Below are 19,425 nucleotides of genomic sequence, written 5' to 3'. Positions count from 1 at the left end.
ACGCGGAGCGTTGGCAACCGACGACAACGCGGGAGGGGGCACCTCCCTGCTCGAGCGAAGCCGAGAGCTTGGGGGAGTGCGTGCCAGGGGTCGCGACCCCGGCAGGACCCATCGGACAGGCCCTAGGGTTCGGTCGTATGACCGATCGCGTACTGGAGCTGTTGCGCAGCCGCCCCGACCTGGCCGAACTGGCCGCGTTTCCCTTCAACTTCGACGTGAGCAGGGCGTACCACGTCGAGGACGTGCACCTGGCGTCCGGTGCGTCACTGGAGCCGATCGCGGGCGACGACACCGGCGGTACGTACTTCCTGTGTGCGGATCAGGCGGTACTCCACGCGTCCTCCGAGGGCGACGCCGTACTGATCGCCGACAGCGTCGGGGAGGCGCTCGAGATGCTCGTCCGGTTGCCCGAGTGGTGCGAAGGCCTCACCGCCGAGCTGGACGAGGAGGGCCTGCGGACGCAGGTGCGTGCGGGGGACGACGAGGCGCGCGAGGAGTTCGCCCCGGAACTGGACGCGCAGCGAGCGGCGTTGGTCAGTGGTCTCGGCCTGCCGGACAGGCCGCTGGTCGAGCTCTTCGCCCTGACGGAGTCGGCCGCCGGGCGCACCGAACCGGACCATGTCCTGCTCAACTCCCCTGACCTGTGCGCGTACCGGCTGCACGAGTCCTACCGGCAGTGCCTGCGCGACGTGGTCCTCGGCCCGGGACGGGAGACTCTGGAGCGCGTGCGCTCCGGCGACCTCGGTGCGCGGGAGGAGGCGGCCGCGGATCCGGTGCTCCGGTCCGGGGTGCTGCGGGCAGCGCAGTTCGACCGCAGGGACGATGACCTGTCGCTGCTGCGATGCCTGTTGGAGCGCGAGAACGCCGCCGAGCGATCCGAGTGGTTCCAGGAGCGTCGGCTCGCCGCGGTGCTTGTGGCGTCGCACGGGCAGGACCAGGACGTTCCGCTGCTGCGCTCGGCGACTTTCGGGCAGGTCACCGACAGCGCCGGCGCCGTGGAGTGGGCCCGCGCCGAGGAGGCGCGCGACGCGACGGCGGAGAGCGAGTTCACCTGGATCGAACTGGCCCGCCGCCAGGGCCGAACCGAGCACGCCAGGGTCGCGCTCATCCGCCTGCTGGACGACACGGGCCCGCACGCGGACCGGCTCCGCGAGCTGAGCCGCGCGCTGGAACGCATCGGCGACCACGCGCAGGAGGCCCGCGCCCAGTTCAACCTCCTCTCGCTCCAGGACACGGCACTGGACCGGGCATCGGAGGCGTACGTCCTGGCTCGCCTGGAGCGCGGCAAGGGCGACCTCGCGGCAGCCGGGCGAGCCCTGGAACGGGCGCGGGCGGCGGTCGGCGTCGACGGCACTCCTCCGGACAACACGGCGGCGCAGTGGCACCGCCGAGGGCTCGGCCGACTGATCACGGAGCAGCATCTGGAGCTGACGCTCGCGGCGGTCGAGGCGGGCGACGCGGACCTCGCGCTGTCGACGATGACGCACACCAAGACCCTGCTCAACACGATCGCCAAACAGTCGGCGAAGGCGCTGAGCGGCCTTTCGACACGGGCGAAGTGGGCGGTGGCCGGGTTGCGCGGGCCCGTGGCCTGACGCGGAGGGATCTCCAGCGGGGAGGGGCGGGCCGGTCGTAGCCGGGTACGGAGCCTTGGGCAGGCTGAGCCTTCAGGCCGGGCCCTGTTCACGGTCGGTAGGGTCTCGGGCCGGGTTGTCGGCCCGTCAACCTCGGTCTGCGCCGGCCCCGCCCTCCGGCCAAGTCCCGACCACCATCGGCACGAGCTCAGCTCAGCTCAGCTCAGCTCAGCTCAGCTCAGCTCAGATCAGGTCAGCTCAGCTCAGCTCAGCTCAGGCCGGCCGCAGGCCCCGGCATCGGTCCACGTCAGCCCAGCCGAATCGCCCACCGCATGTCCGCATGTCCGCATGTGACAGGGAATCGTCATTGCGGCCATCGGTGGCCGCCGTGAGGATAGGGGCATGCCCACTTCGCACCGTGTCGTCATCGCGGTCTTCCCCGATGTCGATCTCCTCGACGTCACCGGCCCGGCCGAGGTCTTCGCGCTGGCCAACCGGGAGACCGCGGGCCGCGCCGGCTACCAGGTCCGCCTCGCCGGGCCCGTCGGCGGCGAGGTGCGGACGTCCGCGGGGGTGCGCCTCGTGGCCGATCTCGCCTTCGACGAGGTCGGCGGCCAGGTGGACACCCTGCTGGTGCCCGGCGCGGTCGACATGACCGAGGACGGCCCCGTCGCCCGCATCGACGCCGACGTCGTCGCCTGGGTCAAGGAGACCGCCCCGCACGCCCGGCGCGTGGCGTCGGTGTGCGTGGGCGCGCACGTCCTTGCCGCGGCCGGGCTGCTCGACGGGAAGACGGCGACCACCCACTGGTCGACCGCCGCCCAGCTGGCCGCCGACCACCCCGCCGTCACGGTCGACCCGGACCCCATCTTCGTACGCACGGACCGTGGTCGCCTGTGGACCGGGGCCGGGATCAGTGCCTGCCTGGATCTCGCGCTTGCGCTGGTGGCCGAGGACCTCGGTGAGGACACCGCGCTCGCGGTGGCCCGGCAGTTGGTGATGTACCTCAAGCGGCAGGGCGGCCAGAGCCAGTTCTCCGTCCCGCTCAGCCGTCCCGCCACCTCCCGGCGTGACATCGACGAACTGCGCCTGTGGATCGCCGATCACCTCGACGCGGACCTGTCCGCGGAGGCGCTGGCGGCCCGGATGTGCCTGAGCGAGCGGCACTTCGCCCGCGTCTTCAAGCAGGAGACGGGCACCAGCACGGCCGGCTATGTCGAGGCCGCCCGCGTGGAGGCGGCCCGCCGCCTGCTCGAGACCACCGACTGTCCGCTCGACCAGGTCGCCACCGCTGCAGGGCTCGGCTCAGCCGAAACCCTGCACCGGGCCTTCAAGAGGCAGCTCGCGACCACGCCGGGGGCCTACCGCCGCCGCTTCCGCACCCAGACCACCTGACCCTGATCCTGATCCTGACCCTCTTCACCCATCCATCTCTCATCTCTCAGCTCTCCGCCGGCAGGCGGGCCTTGTGGCTTCGCCATGCCTCTTTACCCTTGGAAAGGTTCCCTATGAGCACGAACCAGCCTTCGACGACCCTGCGTGACGTGATCGGCCTGGACAGCCAGCCGCCCCGGCTGAGCGAATCCGTCCTGATCCTGATCGACTTCCAGAACACCTACCGCAGCGGCGTCATGGCCCTGGACGGCGCCGAAGAGGCCCTCGCGGCGGGCGCCCGGCTGCTGGAGCGTGCACGCGCCGCCGGCACCCCGGTCGTCCACGTCATCAACGACGGCGGTGAGGGCACCCCGTACGACATCCGCGCCCACATCGGGGCCATCAGCGACGAAGTCGCCCCGGTGGACGGCGAGGCCGTTGTCGTCAAGCAGTTCCCCAACTCCTTCCACCTCACGGAACTGGAGAAGACGCTGACCGATCTGGGCGCCGCGCCGGGCAGCGGCAAGGACCTGATCCTCGGCGGCTTCATGACGCACATGTGCGTCAACTACACGGCCCAGGGCGCCTTCAACCTCGGCTACCGGCCCACCGTCGTCGCCGAGGCCACCGCCACGCGTGCCCTCGCCACACCCGACGGCGGCGTCCTGCCCGCCGCCGGCCTCCAGGCCGCCGCGCTCACCGCGATCACCGACCTGTTCGGCACGGTCGTCCCCACCGTCGCGGCTCTCCCGGCCTGAAGGACCTGAGGGACCACGCCGACCACGCCGATCATGGCGATCACGCCGATCACGGTTTGCGGGCGAGACCGCCGTGCTCGCCGATGGGCCCCGGGGCGGTGGCGGTCCGGTCCGGCCGCCAGAGGGGGACCGAGACAACCCCGGGGTCCAGCAGCTCCAGGCCGTCGAAGAACGCCGCGATCTCGTCGACGGGACGCAGGAAGTACGGGACGGCGCCGGTTTCGTTGTAGGCGTCCTGGGCCTGCTCGTAATCGGCGTCCGTGCCCCGTGAACCGTCGTTGATGGAGAGGTGGCTGCCGGACGGCAACCCCTCCATCAGGCGGGCGACGATGGCGCGCGCCTGGTCGTGATCGGCGACGTGACCCAGGATGTTGCTCAGGATCAGACCCGTGGGGCGCGTGAGATCCAGCGTCCGCGCGGCCGTCGCCAGGATCCGGTCGGGGTCGGACAGGTCGGCGTCGATGTACGCGGTAGCCCCCTCCGGGGTGGAGGTGAGCAGGGAGCGGGCGTGCGCGAGCACCATCGGGTCGTGGTCGACGTACACGATCCGGGTCTCGGGAGCGAGCCGCTGGGCGACCTCATGGGTGTTGTCCCCGGTCGGCAGGCCCGTGCCGATGTCGAGGAACTGCCGGATGCCCGCATCCTCGACCAGATACGTGAGGGTGCGGCGCAGAAACGCACGGCTGCTGCGGGCGACGGTGACGATGCCGGGGAAGACGGCGCTGTACGCGTCACCCGCCGCCTCGTCGACGGCGTAGTTGTCCTTCCCGCCCAGCCAGTAGTTCCAGATCCGCGCCGAGTGCGGCACAGAGGTGTCGATCTGCTGCTGCGCCGCAGACCCGGGCGTCGTCGCAGGGTCGGTCATGGGTACCGTCCGTCTTTCCACCGAGGCGTGAACTGTTCCACCGCACAACCTAGCCTCGGGAGGCGGCCCGTCACGGGCGGGGCAGGCCCAACGTCCGTACCAACTGGGCGAGTTCCTCCTGGAAGAGCTTGTCCGGGCTGACGGTCTGGGTGCGCAGATGGCCGTAGACCTCCAGCGACACCAAGCCGTGCAGATGCCCCCAGACGCGGAGCGCGAGGGCGACGGCCGCAGGCGGCAGCTCCGGAAAGGCCGGGCGCACCTTGCCGAGCAGGCCCGCGTCGAAGTCCGACCACGCGAACTCGCTGCCCTCGTAGAGGCGTTCGGCGTGCGGCCAGGCGGCGGCCGCCAGGGCGGTGAGCCCGGTGCAGACGCGGCGCGCGGCGTCCGGGGCGGCGCCGCCTTCGGGGGAGTGGTAGCCGGGAACAGGATCGCCGTAGATGAGCCGGAAGCCCTGCGGATTGGCCAGGGCCCAGTTCCGGAACGTGCAGGCCCATGCCTGGATCCGGGCGGCCGGGCTCTCGGCGGAGGTGGCCTCCCAGGAGGTGTCCACGGCGTCCGCGAGGGCCGTGTACACGTCGTTGATGAGCGCGGTGATCAGGTCGTCCCGGGTGGCGAAGTACCCGTAGATGGCGTTCGCGGTCATGCCCATCTCGCGGGCGATGGCCCGCAAGGTGATGGCGTCGGGACCGCCCGATGCCATCAACGCCAAGGCCACGTCCTTGATTTCGGCGGTCGTCTCGGCCCGTAGCCGCTCGCGCCTGCCCCGGCCCCTGCCCCTGCTGCCTGTATCTCCCACGCGGACAATCTACAGCGTCAATTTTATGCGTGCCGTTCGAAAACTTCACGGCGTATAGTTTCCGCACGGCGTCACCATCAGGGGCGTCGCACGTCCGCATGCACAGGGGAGAGCCATGCACATCGGAGTCATCGGAGCCACGGGAACCATCGGCAGCCGGGTCGTCACCGAGGCCCTGGACCGGGGGCACCACGTCAAGGCGTTCAGCCGCGACGCCTCGTCGGCCGCGGCCAAGGAGCAGCGGGAGAACGTCACATGGTCGAGCGTCGACGTCCTCGACCCCGCGGCCATCGCGGCCGCCCTGCCCGGTCTCGACGTCCTGATCAGCGCGTTCCAGCCCGGCAACGCCGCCCACGACATCGCGGACACCGTGCGGCGCTCGATCGCCGACCCCACTGTCTACGCCGCCGCGGCGCGCGCCCTGCTGAAGGCGCTGGAGCGGCACCCCCGGACCCGGCTGATCGTGATCGGCGGCGCGGGCAGCCTGGAGCTGGAACCGGGAGTCGTACGAGCCGACTCCGACGAGCTGCTGCACGAGACCCTGGACCAGATCGGCCTGCCCCGCGCCTACGCGGCAGCGGTGCGCGGCCATCGGGACGCCCTGAACGTCCTGCGCACGTCGAACCGCCTGTGGACCTACTTCAGTCCCGCCGAGGACATCGCCCCCGGCGAGCGAACGGGCCGCTTCCGCACCGGCGGCGACCAGCCCGTCGTGGACGCCGACGGCCGCAGCCGCATCTCGGCCGAGGACGCCGCCGTCGCCCTGATAGACGAGGCGGAACTGCCCCGCTTCGTCCAGCGCCGCTTCACCATCGGCTATTGATGTCGCAGCACGTCCACCTTCGGCAAGGAACGGTGCCGGTGATGCGCCTGGGCGATCCCCGCCAGTGAGGGGCGGTCCAGCGCGCGATAGGCCAGCACGAGCAGTTCGTTCGCGAGCGCCTCGCGGTCCGGGTCGCCGCCCGACGCCCAGTGCAGGTCGCGGCCCAGCACGAGGGCCTCCGTCGGATCGCCCGCCGAGCAACGGCGGCGGGCCTCCTCCAGGTTCGCCCGCAGCGCATCGGCGTCGTCGAAGAGGGCGTACATGTACGTCGCGAACTTGTACGCGTCGGCGCCGTTGTTGGCAGGGCGGTCAAGATCGGATTCCCCCGCGGCGAGTGCGCCCGCGCCGTCCAGCGTCGTGACCCGGTCGGGCTCCTCGGGCTGGATGACCCAGTCGTACGCCCTGGAGTAGGCGAGGCCGGCCTCGGTCCTGTCGCCGGTCTCGAAGCCGGTCAGGGCGTCGCGCAGCAGGGCCAGGCGGGAGCGCCGTGCGGTCACCTCCTCGTCCTGTACGTCGTCGTCGAGGTCGCGCCAGACGAGTTCGAGGATCGCGCGCACCGCCTCAAGTGGGGTGCCCGCATGCGTGTTGATGCCGCCGCCGTCGTTGTTGTAGTACGACGCGACGCCACTGCAGGTGCGGCCGTCGTCGAACCACAGGCCGTGGTGGAGGCCGTCGGAGCCGCCGTGCAGGAAGGTCAGGAACTCGGGCGGGTCGCGGTAATAGCGACCGTGTACGCGTACGTCGATGCCGTCGCGCGGCCGCAGGCCAGGGTCGGCGAACAGGTCCATGATGCCGACGGGGCTCACGTCCAGTTCCCCCAGAGCCCGCTTCTCCACGGGGCCGAGCGAGCCCAGGAACGCCCAGAACCGGAAGACCGACTCAGGGAGTTCGAACCCCCACTCGCGCAGGAAGCGCTCTTCGACGGCGGCCCGGCCCGCCGTACTCTCCGTCTGCTCCGCCATCCCAAGCCCCCAGGTCGAGGCGCGTGCACGCCCACTGCCACAACAAGAAGGCCGAGGCTATCGAACCGTCGGTACGGCCGACACGGCGCTCCACCTCGCCCCGGCAGGATGCCGTGGCTGACGGTCGCGCCGTGGAATCATCGTCCGTCCGGCAAGGACGGATGGCTGGACGACTGGTCGACGGGTGAGGGTGGTTCGGGGCATGACGGCAGGTTGGGAGTGGGACGAGACGCTGTTCTCGGGCACGGCCGCCCACTATCGGCGCGGGCGGCTTCCCTACGCCCCCGGCCTGGCGGACGGACTCGCCGATGTGCTGCACCTCGACGGGCGCGGACGCCTCATCGACGTGGGCTGCGGACCGGGAACCGTCGCCCTGACTCTGGCGCACCTGTTCGCCGAGGTCGTCGGCGTCGACCCGGACCGCGAGATGATCGCCGAGGCCGGGCGCGCGGCCGCCGAGCGCGGAGTGGCCGGGAAGGCGCGATGGGTGCGGGCCCGTGCCGAGGAACTGCCCGCGGGGCTCGGCACGTTCACCGTCGCGACCTTCGCCCAGTCCTTCCACTGGATGGACCGCGACCTGGTGGCGACGACCATCAAAGACATGCTCGAGTCCGGCGGAGTCCTCGTACACATCTCGGACGACAAGACGGAGCGCCGCACCACCGAGGGCCTGCGGTATCCGGCGGTGCCCTATGCGGGGATGGACGAGCTGGTCAGACGCTACCTGGGGCCGGTCCGACGGGCCGGCCGGGGAGTGCTGCCCCAGGGGACACCCGGCGGTGAGGCGCTGGTGTTCGCCCGCGCGGGGTTCACCGGGCCTCGGCGTCACGTCGTGCCCGGCGGGCAGGAGTTGGTGCGCACGGTCGACGACGCGGTCGCGGGGGTGTTCTCGATGTCGTTCTCGTCTCCGCACCTGTTCGGCGTGGACCGCGACGCCTTCGAGACGGACCTGCGCCGCCTGCTCCTTGGCATCTCCCCGTCCGGCCGCTTCTCCGAGCGGCAGCCGAGCACCGAGGTCTTCGTGTGGGCGAAGGGCCCCACCGAGGGACGACCCGGCGTCGGCCGCCGTTCTCCCAACTCGTAGGGTCGCAGGGATGAATCACGACGACTCCCTCGCCGCACCAGTGTCCCTCGACCCCGAGTTGCCGATGCTGACCGTCGCGCAAGCCGAACGCCTGCGGGCACTGGCTGCCGCGTACGGCCAGGACGGCCGCACCTATTCCCTGCACAACCTGGCGCAGCAGTGCCGTCATGCGCCGGAGGACCGCTGGCCGGCCTTGGTGGAGGCGCACTTCACCGCCTTGCGCGAGGGGAGCCAGGGTGGCGAGAGCGCCGCGGAGCTGCTGCGCGGTGTGCACGCGAGGCTGCTGCCCGCGGATTCGATCGGCCCGGAGTTTGCCGGTGCGATGCGCTACGCACGCGTGGTGGCCGAAGGGCTCGTCTTCGCCTATGCCCTGGACATGCCGACCAGTGTGCGGATCCTGACCGACGCCGACGTGGAGCGTGCCGGTCTCGAGGAGCTTGGCCAGGCGGCGTACGCGAACCTGATGGGCGTGCCCGTCGAGCACGACGAAGTGTCGGTCGGCGGACGGGCGTTGCTGCACTCCGTGTACGGCGACTCCCCGTTCGTCGCGAGCAAGGCGCTGTTCCTGTCGGAAGCGGCCCGGCAGGTCACCGGCGCGGCTCTGCCGGACGCCGGGGCCCTCGTCGTCATGCCGACCCGGCATCTGCTGGCGTACCACCCGATCGCCGACGGGTCCGTCGTCGATGCCCTCAACGGCCTTGCCTCGTACGCCCTGGGCGCCCACGAGGACGGACCCGGCTCACTGTCCCCACGGGTCTATTGGTGGCACCAGGGCTCCCTGACGTCGCTCACGGTCATCGACCACGACACCCTCACCTTCTCCCTGCGGCCACCGCCGGAACTGCTCGGCCTGATGAAGGGCCTGGTCCGCCTCGACGGCGCCGGACGGCTCGCCACGCGCACCCCCGCCAAGACGCCCGACCTGGCCGAACTCACCCACACCACGGCCGAGTCGACAGCCCGTCTCGCCCAGGACCCGGCCGGACTCGGCGACGCCTTCGCCTCGGCACTCGTACTCGGCCACAGCCACTGCGCCGCCGACCCCAGAGTGGCGGACATCGACACCTGGGATGCCTGGGCGACCGCGGTGCAGCTCGGCTCCGCGCTGTTCACCGGCGCGCAGGCACAGAAATGCCGACTGGCCGAGGACATCGAACCGCTGCTGCCCGCTTTCCCCGCCGAACCACCCGCGGACGCCCGCGCCTGGCTCGACGCCTTCTACCTCGCCGTCGCGTGCCGTCAGCAGGACCGGGCCGACAGGCTGAGCCAGGTGCCGCTAGAGGTGCTGCGGCAGGACGACTCCGTAGACGCGTACGTCCTGAACTGGATCGACACGCTGCAGACCTACTGGTCCCAGCGCCCCATGGACGACGTCGTACAGAAACTGCTGTCCACCATGGAAACGTCCATGCCCGAGACGGTGACCCACGCACCCATGGACTTCGTGAACCAGATCGACTACCAGCCCGTCGCTCTCTTCCACCGCCTGATCGCACGCGACCACGACGCCTTCACCGAGACCCTCGCCGAGGCCGTCGCGCACCACGGCGCGTACTGGGGCGACTCGGCGGCGCCCCGAGCCCAGGTGGCGCTCGGACCCCTCGCGATGGCGAGCCTGGCCCACGACTACGGCTTCCCCGTCTCCCTGGAGCAGCCGTACCTGCCCAAGTACCTCCTCAACCGCGAGCGCATCGAGGAGTTCCCCGGCTAGGCGCCCCCGCCCGGGGCGATCAGCCCCGTCTCGTAGGCGAAGACGACGGCCTGGACGCGGTCGCGCAGGTCCAGCTTCGACAGGATGCGGCCGACGTGGCTCTTGACCGTGGTCGGGCTGAGGAACAGCCGGGAGGCGAGTTCGGCATTGCTGAGGCCCGTCGCGAGCAGGCGGAGCACCTCCAGCTCGCGCGGGGTCAGGCCGGACAGATCGCGGTGCGGGGCGAGGGTCTGCGGTTCCTCGTGATGGGCGAAGCGCTCGATCAGCCGACGAGTGATCGTGGGTGCGAGAAGAGCGTCGCCGGTCCGCACCAGGCGTAGGGCGTAGACCAGATGTTCGGGGGTGACGTCCTTGAGCAGGAAGCCGCTGGCGCCGGCCGTGAGCGCGGCGTAGACGTAGTGGTCGAGGTCGTACGTGGTCAGGATGATGACCCGCGTTCCGTCCGGTCCTGCGTCGCCGACGATGCGCCTGGTGGCCTCGATGCCGTCCATCTCCGGCATCCGGATGTCCATGAGGACGACGTCGGGGCGTGTGCGGCGCACCGCCGCGACAGCCTCGGCCCCGTCGGCAGCTTCGGCCGTCACGTCGATGCCGTCCGCTGCCAGGATCATCTTGAAACCGGTGCGTACGAGGGCCTGGTCGTCGGCGATGACGGCGCGCAGCGGCGGCTGCTCCGTAGTCATACGGTGCTCCGCATTCATACGCTGCTCCGCGGGATGCGGGCCGTGACCCGGTAGCCGCCGGCGTTCGTCGGCCCCGCCGTCAACTCGCCCTCGTAGACGGCCAACCGCTCACGCAGCCCCATGTGGCCACGGCCGTTGCTCTCCACCGGCGGGGAGTCCTCGGCGCCGCCGGTGTCCGTGACCTCGATCTCCAGGCAGTCGTCCGTGCAACCGATGGCGACGGACGCCTCCGCGCCGCGCGCATGTTTGATCGTGTTGGTCAGCGCCTCCTGTACGACGCGATACGCCGCGAGGTCCACCCCCGGTGGCAGCGGATCCGGCGGCAGCGACACCTCGACGCTCACGGGCGTCCCGGCGGCGCGTACCCGTGCGGCCAGCGCGCCGAGCTGCGTGAGCCCGGGCTGGGGCTCCAGGCCGTCGGGCCTCTCGTGGTCCGGGGCGGCCAACAGGCCCATCACGTGGCGCAGTTCGGCCATGGCGGCCCGACCACCCGCCTCGACGGCCAGCAGCGCCTCCTTCGACTGCTCGGGCACCACGTCCATCACTTTGCGGGCCGCGCCCGCCTGGATCACCATCACGCTGACATTGTGGGTCACCACGTCGTGCAGTTCGGCGGCGATGCGGGCCCGCTCCTCCTCGACGGCCCGGCGCGTGGCCTCCTCCTGAGCCTCCTGCAGTTCTGTGACCCGGTCCCGGCTGGACGCAAGCCGCAGTTGCAGGAAGCGGACGAGGCTGGCCAGCATCCCGGCCACAAGGAGCACGAATCCCGGGCTGGACCATCCCGGGAGCACGGGGTCCGCGTTGCGGAAAGCGACACCGGACAGCGCGGCGGCGATGACCAGGACGGCAATCGCCGCTATCCGGTAACGGCTGTGCACGACGGCACTGTAGGCACCGATCACACAGGCCAGGACGGTGATCCAGGAGGCGGAGCTGCCGATGGCCAGTGCCGCGCCAAGCACCGCCACGAACAAGGTCAGGGGATACCGGCGCCGCCCTGCCAGCGGCAGCGTCGACAGGATGACCAGGGCCCAGGGCACGGAGGCGGGCTCCTCCTTCACGGGCGCCTCACCAGGGCCGGGCGGCGGGGGCGGAGCCGGGATCCCGGTCCCGACGTCGGCCGTCGGGGGGTTGATGTCCACCGGCCCGTCGCCGGGACAGCGCACCGCCACGAACAGGGCGATGACGGTCAGCACGACCGCAAGCACCACATCGGCGCGCACCGCCCGCCGGGACAGCGGGGCGGCCTTCGCCTCCGGACGTAGCGCGTCGATGAGCTGCTGACGTCGGCTGCGCCGGTCTTCCGTCTCCATCCGCACATTGTGCTGCGCTCCCCGCCCGGCCCGCGTCCACCTGTTCGACCAGTGCGCTGCTCCGGAGGTCCTCCTCCGCAGGTATGACTCCGCGGCCGATTCCTCCGCGGGGAGGGCCCGATGCTGGTTCCGCTGCCGATGCGCCCCACACGCGGCGGCTTCTAGGTTCGCGGGGCCGACAACGGCAGCCGGCAACGGCATGTGCCTCTCGTGACCATAAGGACGGACAACTCGCATGCGTCAAGTGATCGAACTGGAGGGTGTGGCGAAGCGCTACGACAGCGCCGGTGCGCCGGTGCTCGGACCGCTCACGCTCAGCGTCGCCGAGGGTGAGGCCCTTGCCGTGACGGGCCCTTCCGGCAGCGGCAAGTCCACACTCCTGAACCTCGTCGCCGGCCTGGACAGGCCGACCGACGGCGCCGTGATCGTGGCCGGGCGACGGATCGACCGGTTGAGCGAGCACGCCCTCGCCACGTTCCGTCGCGAGCACATCGGCATGGCCTTCCAGTTCTTCAATCTCCTCGACGACCTCACCGTCACCGACAACATCCAGCTCCCGGCCCAGCTGACCGGGACCGGTCGGCGCAAGGCCGCGGCCCGCGCGGGTGAGCTCATGGAGATGCTGGGCATCCAGAAACACGCCCGCGCCTACCCGGGCCGCCTGTCCGGAGGCGAACGCCAACGGGTCGCGGTCGCCCGGGCGTTGGTCAACCGCCCCGCGTTGCTGCTCGCCGACGAGCCCACCGGTGCGCTGGACACCGCATCGGGCCACGACGTCCGCGCTCTGCTGACGGATCTGCACCGTGGTGGCCAGACGATCGTGCTGGTGACGCATGACCTGACGCTGGCCGAGGCATGCGCGAGCCGCACGCTTCACCTGGTCGACGGTCGCGTAGCCCTCGACTCGTACGCGCGGGCCGTCCGATGAGCCTGTTCGGTACCGGAGCGATGGGCCGGGTCGTACGCTCCGGGGTCGGCCGGCGGCGGGTGCAGACCGTGGTGATCGCCGTGGCCACGATGATGGCGGTGGCCTCGGCCGTGGTCGCCGGGTCGCTGATGGTCGCCGCGGCCGCGCCCTTCGACCATGCCTTCGGGAAGCAGCAGGGTGCGCACATCACCGCACAGTTCGATCCGGCCAAGGCGAGTGCGGAGCGGCTGGCAGAGACCGGGAAGCTGGCCGACGTCACCGCGAGCGCGGGGCCGTACCCGTCCACGGCGTTCCGCCCGGTGGATCAGTCCGGGTTCCAACTGCCGACGCTGACCCTGGTCGGTCGGTCCGGCCCGGACGGCGACGTGGACCGCGTGGATCTGAAGTCCGGCCGGTGGGCGCGGAAGCCGGGCGAGATCGTGCTCGCCGCGTCGTTCGAGGGACCCGCCATCGGGATCGGCGCCACCCTGAGGTCTTCGCACAGTGCGAAGGCCCCGCCCCTTTCGATCGTCGGCTTCGCCGTGTCGGCGAGCAAGAGCGCCGACGCCTGGGCGACCCCCGCGCAGGCCGACGCGCTGGCGTCGGAGGGCAGTCCGGCAACGAGCCAGATGCTCTACCGCTTCGACTCCGCGAGCACAAAGGAGCAGATCCTCGCCGACCGGAAGAAGCTCGCCGCCTCCGTGGGGTCCGGGGCGCTCCTTGGCACCCAGTCCTGGCTGGACACCAAGCGCGCCGCGGATCAGGGTGCGGCGGCGACCGTCCCGTTCGTGATGGCCTTCGGCGTGCTCGGCATCGTGATGTCGGTGATCATCGTCAGCAGTGTGATCAGTGGTGCGGTCGGCACCAGCCTGCGCAGAATCGGCATCCTCAAGGCCATCGGCTTCACACCGCGCGAGGTCGTACGCGCCTACATGGCACAGGCGTTGATCCCGGCCGGTGCTGGCATCGCCGCAGGGGCCGTCCTGGGAAACCTCCTGGCAGTGCCACTGCTGTCTGACACGGAGGAGGTGTACGGCACCGTCTCCCTTTCGGTGGCCTGGTGGGTGGACGTCACCGTGCCGGCCGCCGCCCTGGCCCTCGTGGGGCTCGCGGCGCTGATCCCCGCGTTGCGGGCCGGAAGGCTGCGTACGGTCGAGGCCATCGCGGTCGGCCGGTCGCCGCGCACGGGGCGCGGCCAGTGGGCGCACCGGGCGATGGGGCGGCTGCCGCTGCCGCGACCGGTGACCTACGGTCTCGCCATCCCCTTCACGCATCCGGTCCGCACTCTCGCGATGCTGCTCGCGGTGGCGTTCGGCACGGTCGCGGCGACCTTCGCGGTGGGGCTGACCTCGTCCCTGACGGCGATCGGCACCTCGCAGGACCCCGAGAACCGTGCGGCGGTCACGGTCACGACAACCAAGCCGACCACTCTCGCTCCTCCTCCGCCTCCTCCTGTGGGCGGCAGCGCGGCAAGCACGCCCGAACCATCCAAACCATCCAAACCGTCCAGCCCCAAGGTCGCCGTCGCCGACCCGGCGAAGGTGCGGTCCGCCATCAAGTCGCAGGCGGGCACGGGGTCGTACTACGGCACATCCCAGACCGAGGCCGCCGTGGCCGGGATCTCCGGCTCGGTCCAGATCAGCCTCTACGAGGGCGATGCGCGCTCAGGCCGCTACGAGATGATCTCCGGGCACTGGCTGACGGGCACGGGGCAGGTCGTGGTGCCCACCCGCTTCCTGGAAAGGACCAGCACCAAGATCGGTGACAAGGTGCGGGTGACCCTCGAGAGGGAGACCGCGGACCTGCGGATCGTGGGCGAGTCCTTCGACACCTCGGGCAGCGAGCTGGAGATCCACGCGGACATGGCCAACTTCGCGTCGGCCGAGCCCAGTTCCTTCCTCGTCGAGGTGAAGTCCGGCGTCTCCGCCGACGAGTACGCCCATAAGCTCGCCGCGGTCGTACGGCCGCTGGGCGGCGACGCCACGACCAACGCCCCCTCAGGGCAGGAGGGCGTCATCCTCGTCATGTCCGCGATGGCGGTGCTGCTCACCCTCATGCTGGTCTCCGTGGCCGGCCTCGGCGTACTCAACTCCGTGGTCCTTGACACCCGGGAACGCATTCACGACCTGGGTGTCTGCAAGGCGATCGGCATGTCGCCGCGCCAGACCATGAGCCTCGTGCCGGCCTCGGTGGCCGTGATCGGCATGATCGGCGGGCTGATCGGCGTACCGGCGGGGTACGCGCTGCACGGCCTCGTCATGCCGGTGATGGGGCGCGCCGCAGGCACCAGCCTGCCGTCGCCGATCCTCGATGTGTACGAGCCTGTTCAGCTGCTCCTGCTGGGAGTGGGCGGGGTCATGCTCGCGATGCTGGGCGCGCTGATCCCGGCGGGCTGGGCGGCCAAGGCCCGTACGGCCACGGCGCTGCGCACCGAGTAGCCGGGCCTGTGCGCGTGACGAAAGACCCGCCTTTACGATGGACCGATGGTGTCGATCAAGCAGTTCCAAATCACCTTCGACTGCGCAGAACCCGAGCGCGTCGCTCGTTTCTGGTGCGAGGTGTTGGGGTACGTCGTACCGCCGCCCCCGGCGGGGTTTGCTACTTGGGACGATTTCGATCGCGCACTGCCGCCCGAGCGCCAGGGTTCGGCGTTCGCATGCGTTGATCCCTCAGGTGTTGGCCCGCGACTGTTCTTCCAGCGTGTTCCCGAAGGCAAGGTCGTCAAGAACCGGGTGCATCTTGACGTGCGGGTCGGCACCGGGCTCGTGGGTGAAGAGCGCGTGGCCGCACTCGAGGCCGAGTGCGCACGGCTGATCGCGCTCGGCGCGGCACGCGTGCAGCTACTGCTTGCCGATGGAGTCGACGAGTCGTGCCTCGCGATGCAGGACATCGAGGGCAACGAGTTCTGTCTCGACTGAAAGGCAGGAGCGTCCCGCGACGTGGTCCGGGGTCGGCAGCGTGTCGTCGTCGAGGAGATGCCGGGCGTCGGCCCGGCTTCTCTCGCTGTCGATTTGCGCGGCGGGCGTCACGCCCCCGACCCCGGAGCGGCCTCCCTCCGCTCCCGAGGACTGATCCACAGCGCCTCGCCCAGCGCGCACAGCTCGCCGCCGGCCGTCGCGAGCGCCACCCCCACGGTGACCTTCCGGCCATCGGCGGCGATCGGCCAGGCGTAGGACACATGGCGCTCGCCCGCCCGCACCGGCCGCAGCTGTGTCCCGGTCAGTGCGGCCGTCACCGCGCCCGGCTTCGTCAGCCCGAACCTGATGCCCACCCAGCCGCCGGGGCAGTCGAGGGTCGACCACACCATCTCAGGTGGCAACGTCCCGTCATCCAGCGCGAGTTCGGCGTCCGGGACCCAGGCCGCGGCGAGCAGCTCGCGCCCGGGGACACGGGACGGAAAGACCCGTACGCCCCGCCCCGCCGGCACCGCGCCGCAGCCGAAACAGTCGGGAATCGGCTGCGGCGACTTGCGGATGTGCCCGAGATAGTCCTCGGTGGCCGCCTGCGCCTGCTCCCAGGTCGGCATCGCCGGCGGATCGAGCAGCAGCTCGGCGGGCGCGCACGCCACCAAGGCGCCGTTCTCGTCATCGCCGAGCCGGCAGCCGCCGTCCGGGGTCTGCGACACCCGCAGCGGGGTGTCGGGACGCACCGCGCCACGGAAGTCGACGCGTACCGTCTTGGCCTCCGCGCGGGCGGCAAGCAGCCCCGCGACATAGCCGCCGAAGGCCACGCCCGGGTAGCCCGTCGCATGGGTGGGGACGCTCAGAATCCGGCTCGCTGTCATGGTGGACCACCCCACCACACCACCGCGCGACAGGCGAGGCGGGGAGAGGAACAGTGATGAAGATCGCGGACCTCACGCCGACTCGCCGAACCGAAGCGAACCGAACCGCCTTGATGTCAGGCCCACTTGAGGCGCATCAACGCCCATGCGGTATCGCCACCCTCCCTCACACCTCCCCGCGGTCGGCCGGCGCCGTACTCGTCCGCACGATCAACTTCGGTTCGACGGACGCCGGTTCGTGCGCGGCCTCGGGGTTCTCGATCAGGCGCAGCAGATGGCCGAAGGCCAACGCACCCATCTCGGCGAAGGGTTGGGCGACGGTGGTCAGGGACGGCGAGCAGTACTCGGCGAGGTCGATGTTGTCGACGCCGACCACGGAGATGTCCTGCGGAACGCGTCGGCCCAGTTCGTGCAGGGCGCGGATCACGCCGAAGGCCATCTCGTCGCTGGCGGCGAACACCGCCGTCACGTCGGGGATCCGGCCCAGGATGAGGCCGTTGCGGTAGCCGGACGAGGGGGACCAGTCGCCCTCAAGGACGGGCGGGGCGGTGCGGCCCTCCGCCTCCAGCGTCTCCCGCCAGCCCTGCAGGCGGCTCGCCGCGTCGAGCCATTCGCCCGGACCCGCGACATGCCAGACCGTCTCGTGCCCGAGGTCGAGCAGATGGCGCGTGGCGAGGCGCGCTGCCTGGACCTGGTCCACCGCGACGACCTCGGAGGCCGCCGTGCGCGAGCCGTCGACGGTCACCGTGGGCAGGGAGTCCGTCAACTGCTCGATGCGGGGGCTCACATGGATCAGCGGGATCGCGAGGATGATCCCCTCGACGCGCTGGTCCGCGAGCCGGGAGAGCGCCGCCTCGACGGCCGAGGTGTCCAGCGAGGCGGTGGAGGCGGTGGAGACCGAGTAGCCGGCCTCGTACGCGGCGCTCTCGATGCCGAAGGTCAGCGTGAGCCGGGAGTAGAACGTGGTCTGCAGCGTGACCACGCCGATCGTCCGGCTGCGCCCGGAGGACAGGATGCGGGCCGCGCTGTTCTTGCGGTACCCAAGGCGTTCCACGGCGGCCAGCACCTTGGCCCGCGTCTCCTCCCGGACGTTGGGATGGTCGGAGAGGGCGCGCGAGACCGTCTGCGCGGAGACTCCCGCGACCCGGGCCACATCCGCCATGCCGGGTGGCCGTCCGCCGCCCTCGCCGCCGTTCACTGCATCCATACGTCCACTGTCCACGCGTCCTCACTTCGTTCCGTGCGCCGGATGATACCGGCCTCATCGCCTTCTCACCGGTCCGGGAGCGCGATGGGAATGACCTATTGGCATCGATAACATTCTCTGCCATAGTTCCGGCCATCGGTGCGTCGGATGAGGCCCCATGTGGCCCCATGTGGCCCATGGTGCATCGATCCCACAGCAGGCCCCGCCCTCGGTGTCCGGGTCTGAACCCTGCCCACGAACACAAGGAGGGGCCGTGCAGAGGACCCGTATGCGCGCGGCGGGAATCGCCGCAGCCGTCACTCTCACGCTGGTGCTCGGCGGATGCTCGTCGTCCGGTTCGGATTCCGCCGGCGGAGGCGGTGACGGGACCGGGACGCTGAAGTTCTGGGGCTGGTCCCCCGGTTACGCCGACGCGGTCAAGGCGTTCAACAAGTCGCACCCGGACATCAAGGTCGAGTACCAGGAAGTGCAGCCCGGCGCCAAGGGCGGCTACCAGAAGATGCTCAACGCGGTACAGGCGGGCAACGCGCCCTGCCTGGCCCAGGTCGGCTACGAGACCCTGCCGAGCTTCGCCGCGCAGGGCGCCCTGAGCGACGTAGCGAAGTACGCGAACGGCGACAAGGGCGACTTCCAGCAGGCGGCCTGGCGCTCGGTCTCCCTGGGGGACGCCGTGTACGGGGCGCCCGTCGACACCGGCCCGATGGCCCTCTTCTACAACAAGAAGGTCTACGACGAGCTGGACCTGAAGCCCCCGAAGACCTGGGCCGAGTACAAGACCCAGGCCAAGAAGATCCACGCCTCGGACTCCGAGCGCTACATCTCCTCGCCCTATCTGAACTACGACTACGCGGGCCTGTCCTGGCAGGCGGGCGCCAGCTGGTTCGGCATCGACGGCGACGCCTGGAAGGTGGGCCTCGCCTCGAAGGCCAACGAGAAGGTCGCCGGCTACTGGCAGGGCCTGGCCGACGACGGCCTGATCAGCAAGGCCCCCATGTACGACCAGTCCTGGTACACCGGAATTGGCAACGGTAACATCGCCTCCGTCGTGGGCGCCGTCTGGCAGGCCGGCGTCATCAAGGGCGGCGCCAAGGACGGCTCCGGCGACTGGGCCGTGGCGCCGATGCCGCAATGGCAGGCGGGCGACAGCGCGGTCGGCAACGCGGGCGGCTCGGCGACCGCGGTCCTCAAGGGCTGCGAGTCCACCAAGGCCGCGTGGACCTTCGCCCACTGGCTGAGCACCGACCGCAAGGCGTACGGCGGCCTGGTCGACAAGGCATCCCTCTACCCGGCCGCACCCGCCCTCCTCGACCTGCCCCAGCTCAAGGCCAAGGACCCCTACTTCGGCGGCCAGAAGATCTACGACGTCTTCGCGGACGCGGCACCCAAGGTCAACTCCGACTGGACATGGGGCCCGGTCATGACCAAGACCTCCGCGGATCTGGACGACGCGCTGGGCAAGGCCTGGGCCGGCAAGGGCACCTTCAAGGACGCCCTGCGCACCACTCAGGACAAGACGGTCGGCGAACTGAAGAACCAGGGCCTGAAGGTGACGGAGTAGGGCGGACGCCCCGTCGCTCCCGATCC

17 protein-coding genes are annotated in these 19,425 nt (G+C 70.8%); 10 read left to right on the top strand and 7 right to left on the bottom strand.

All coding sequences use genetic code 11. The features are described 5' to 3' along the window. The first annotated feature begins 137 nt into the window (after positions 1-137). The 3 genes from E2651_RS05370 (at position 138) to E2651_RS05360 (ending at position 3,706) form a co-directional block, all read left to right on the top strand. Complete coding sequence (locus E2651_RS05370) at positions 138-1,595, top strand: hypothetical protein (protein ID WP_135329821.1); 1,458 nt, start codon at positions 138-140, stop codon at positions 1,593-1,595. 381 nt (positions 1,596-1,976) lie between these two features. After that, a complete protein-coding gene (locus E2651_RS05365; RefSeq protein WP_135329820.1) occupies positions 1,977-2,969 on the top strand; it encodes a GlxA family transcriptional regulator in 993 nt (330 codons plus the stop codon). Between the two features lie 113 nt (positions 2,970-3,082). Then, complete coding sequence (locus E2651_RS05360; protein WP_135329819.1) at positions 3,083-3,706, top strand: isochorismatase family protein; 624 nt, start codon at positions 3,083-3,085, stop codon at positions 3,704-3,706. Between the two features lie 49 nt (positions 3,707-3,755). Here the strand turns inward: E2651_RS05360 and E2651_RS05355 are convergent, their stop codons facing one another. Together E2651_RS05355 and E2651_RS05350 are read right to left on the bottom strand one after the other, a co-directional pair. Beyond that, positions 3,756-4,571: an SAM-dependent methyltransferase gene (locus E2651_RS05355; RefSeq protein WP_135329818.1), complete on the bottom strand. Its 816-nt coding sequence runs from the start codon at positions 4,569-4,571 to the stop codon at positions 3,756-3,758. Positions 4,572-4,641: 70 nt separating this feature from the next. Beyond that, positions 4,642-5,367, bottom strand: coding sequence for a TetR/AcrR family transcriptional regulator (locus tag E2651_RS05350; RefSeq protein ID WP_135329817.1), 726 nt, complete (start codon positions 5,365-5,367; stop codon positions 4,642-4,644). Positions 5,368-5,482: 115 nt separating this feature from the next. Between E2651_RS05350 and E2651_RS05345 the strand changes: the two genes are divergently transcribed. After that, positions 5,483-6,190 carry an NAD(P)H-binding protein gene (locus E2651_RS05345; RefSeq protein ID WP_135329816.1) on the top strand — a complete coding sequence of 236 codons (708 nt, stop codon included), beginning with the start codon at positions 5,483-5,485 and terminating at the stop codon, positions 6,188-6,190. Here the strand turns inward: E2651_RS05345 and E2651_RS05340 are convergent. Then, a complete protein-coding gene (locus E2651_RS05340) occupies positions 6,184-7,152 on the bottom strand; it encodes an ADP-ribosylation family protein (protein WP_135329815.1) in 969 nt (322 codons plus the stop codon). The genes E2651_RS05345 and E2651_RS05340 overlap by 7 nt on opposite strands. A gap of 202 nt (positions 7,153-7,354) precedes the next feature. Here E2651_RS05340 and E2651_RS05335 point away from each other — a divergent pair, with 202 nt between their 5' ends. Beyond that, positions 7,355-8,236 carry a class I SAM-dependent methyltransferase gene (locus tag E2651_RS05335; protein WP_135329814.1) on the top strand — a complete coding sequence of 294 codons (882 nt, stop codon included), beginning with the start codon at positions 7,355-7,357 and terminating at the stop codon, positions 8,234-8,236. Between the two features lie 10 nt (positions 8,237-8,246). Next, positions 8,247-9,947, top strand: coding sequence for an immunity 49 family protein (locus tag E2651_RS05330; RefSeq protein WP_167828700.1), 1,701 nt, complete (start codon positions 8,247-8,249; stop codon positions 9,945-9,947). Here E2651_RS05330 and E2651_RS05325 read toward each other — a convergent pair. Together E2651_RS05325 and E2651_RS05320 are read right to left on the bottom strand one after the other, a co-directional pair. Continuing rightward, the gene (locus E2651_RS05325) at positions 9,944-10,630 is read right to left on the bottom strand and encodes a response regulator transcription factor (RefSeq protein ID WP_135329813.1); all 687 of its coding nucleotides are present in this window, start codon (positions 10,628-10,630) and stop codon (positions 9,944-9,946) included. The genes E2651_RS05330 and E2651_RS05325 overlap by 4 nt on opposite strands. Positions 10,631-10,644: 14 nt before the next feature. Further along, positions 10,645-11,943, bottom strand: coding sequence for a histidine kinase (locus E2651_RS05320; protein WP_135329812.1), 1,299 nt, complete (start codon positions 11,941-11,943; stop codon positions 10,645-10,647). Between the two features lie 235 nt (positions 11,944-12,178). Here E2651_RS05320 and E2651_RS05315 point away from each other — a divergent pair, with 235 nt between their 5' ends. From E2651_RS05315 to E2651_RS05305, 3 genes are read left to right on the top strand one after another with little or no spacing between them, the layout of a single operon-like run. Then, entirely contained in the window at positions 12,179-12,871 is a 693-nt protein-coding gene (locus tag E2651_RS05315) for an ABC transporter ATP-binding protein (protein ID WP_135329811.1), read from the top strand. Next, on the top strand, positions 12,868-15,288 hold the full coding sequence (locus E2651_RS05310) for an FtsX-like permease family protein (RefSeq protein WP_135329810.1): 2,421 nt from the start codon (positions 12,868-12,870) through the stop codon (positions 15,286-15,288). Before E2651_RS05315 ends, E2651_RS05310 begins: the two co-directional genes overlap by 4 nt. Before the next feature lie 45 nt (positions 15,289-15,333). Then, the gene (locus E2651_RS05305; protein ID WP_135329809.1) at positions 15,334-15,768 is read left to right on the top strand and encodes a VOC family protein; all 435 of its coding nucleotides are present in this window, start codon (positions 15,334-15,336) and stop codon (positions 15,766-15,768) included. 107 nt (positions 15,769-15,875) lie between these two features. Here the strand turns inward: E2651_RS05305 and E2651_RS05300 are convergent, their stop codons facing one another. Next, positions 15,876-16,634: a hotdog fold domain-containing protein gene (locus tag E2651_RS05300; protein WP_135329808.1), complete on the bottom strand. Its 759-nt coding sequence runs from the start codon at positions 16,632-16,634 to the stop codon at positions 15,876-15,878. 166 nt (positions 16,635-16,800) lie between these two features. Further along, complete coding sequence (locus E2651_RS05295) at positions 16,801-17,841, bottom strand: LacI family DNA-binding transcriptional regulator (RefSeq protein WP_135329807.1); 1,041 nt, start codon at positions 17,839-17,841, stop codon at positions 16,801-16,803. A gap of 253 nt (positions 17,842-18,094) precedes the next feature. On the opposite strand from E2651_RS05295, the gene E2651_RS05290 reads away from it, so the two are divergent. Next, the gene (locus E2651_RS05290) at positions 18,095-19,399 is read left to right on the top strand and encodes a sugar ABC transporter substrate-binding protein (protein WP_135329806.1); all 1,305 of its coding nucleotides are present in this window, start codon (positions 18,095-18,097) and stop codon (positions 19,397-19,399) included. Positions 19,400-19,425 lie beyond the last annotated feature (26 nt).

Origin of the sequence: Streptomyces sp. MZ04 (genome assembly GCF_004684775.1) — a bacterium.
Taxonomy (GTDB): Bacteria; Actinomycetota; Actinomycetes; order Streptomycetales; family Streptomycetaceae; genus Streptomyces.
Note: the sequence above shows the minus strand (reverse complement) of the source record. Positions and strands in the feature narration are given on the sequence as shown.

Coding starts and splice junctions, on each gene's coding strand:
- E2651_RS05370 (WP_135329821.1), top strand. CDS start 138: ATGACCGATCGCGTACTGGAGCTGTTGCGCAGCCGCCCCGACCTGGCC.
- E2651_RS05330 (WP_167828700.1), top strand. CDS start 8,247: ATGAATCACGACGACTCCCTCGCCGCACCAGTGTCCCTCGACCCCGAG.
- E2651_RS05315 (WP_135329811.1), top strand. CDS start 12,179: ATGCGTCAAGTGATCGAACTGGAGGGTGTGGCGAAGCGCTACGACAGC.
- E2651_RS05360 (WP_135329819.1), top strand. CDS start 3,083: ATGAGCACGAACCAGCCTTCGACGACCCTGCGTGACGTGATCGGCCTG.
- E2651_RS05340 (WP_135329815.1), bottom strand. CDS start 7,152: ATGGCGGAGCAGACGGAGAGTACGGCGGGCCGGGCCGCCGTCGAAGAG.
- E2651_RS05365 (WP_135329820.1), top strand. CDS start 1,977: ATGCCCACTTCGCACCGTGTCGTCATCGCGGTCTTCCCCGATGTCGAT.
- E2651_RS05335 (WP_135329814.1), top strand. CDS start 7,355: ATGACGGCAGGTTGGGAGTGGGACGAGACGCTGTTCTCGGGCACGGCC.
- E2651_RS05300 (WP_135329808.1), bottom strand. CDS start 16,634: ATGACAGCGAGCCGGATTCTGAGCGTCCCCACCCATGCGACGGGCTAC.
- E2651_RS05305 (WP_135329809.1), top strand. CDS start 15,334: ATGGTGTCGATCAAGCAGTTCCAAATCACCTTCGACTGCGCAGAACCC.
- E2651_RS05295 (WP_135329807.1), bottom strand. CDS start 17,841: ATGGATGCAGTGAACGGCGGCGAGGGCGGCGGACGGCCACCCGGCATG.
- E2651_RS05325 (WP_135329813.1), bottom strand. CDS start 10,630: ATGACTACGGAGCAGCCGCCGCTGCGCGCCGTCATCGCCGACGACCAG.
- E2651_RS05310 (WP_135329810.1), top strand. CDS start 12,868: ATGAGCCTGTTCGGTACCGGAGCGATGGGCCGGGTCGTACGCTCCGGG.
- E2651_RS05345 (WP_135329816.1), top strand. CDS start 5,483: ATGCACATCGGAGTCATCGGAGCCACGGGAACCATCGGCAGCCGGGTC.
- E2651_RS05355 (WP_135329818.1), bottom strand. CDS start 4,571: ATGACCGACCCTGCGACGACGCCCGGGTCTGCGGCGCAGCAGCAGATC.
- E2651_RS05320 (WP_135329812.1), bottom strand. CDS start 11,943: ATGGAGACGGAAGACCGGCGCAGCCGACGTCAGCAGCTCATCGACGCG.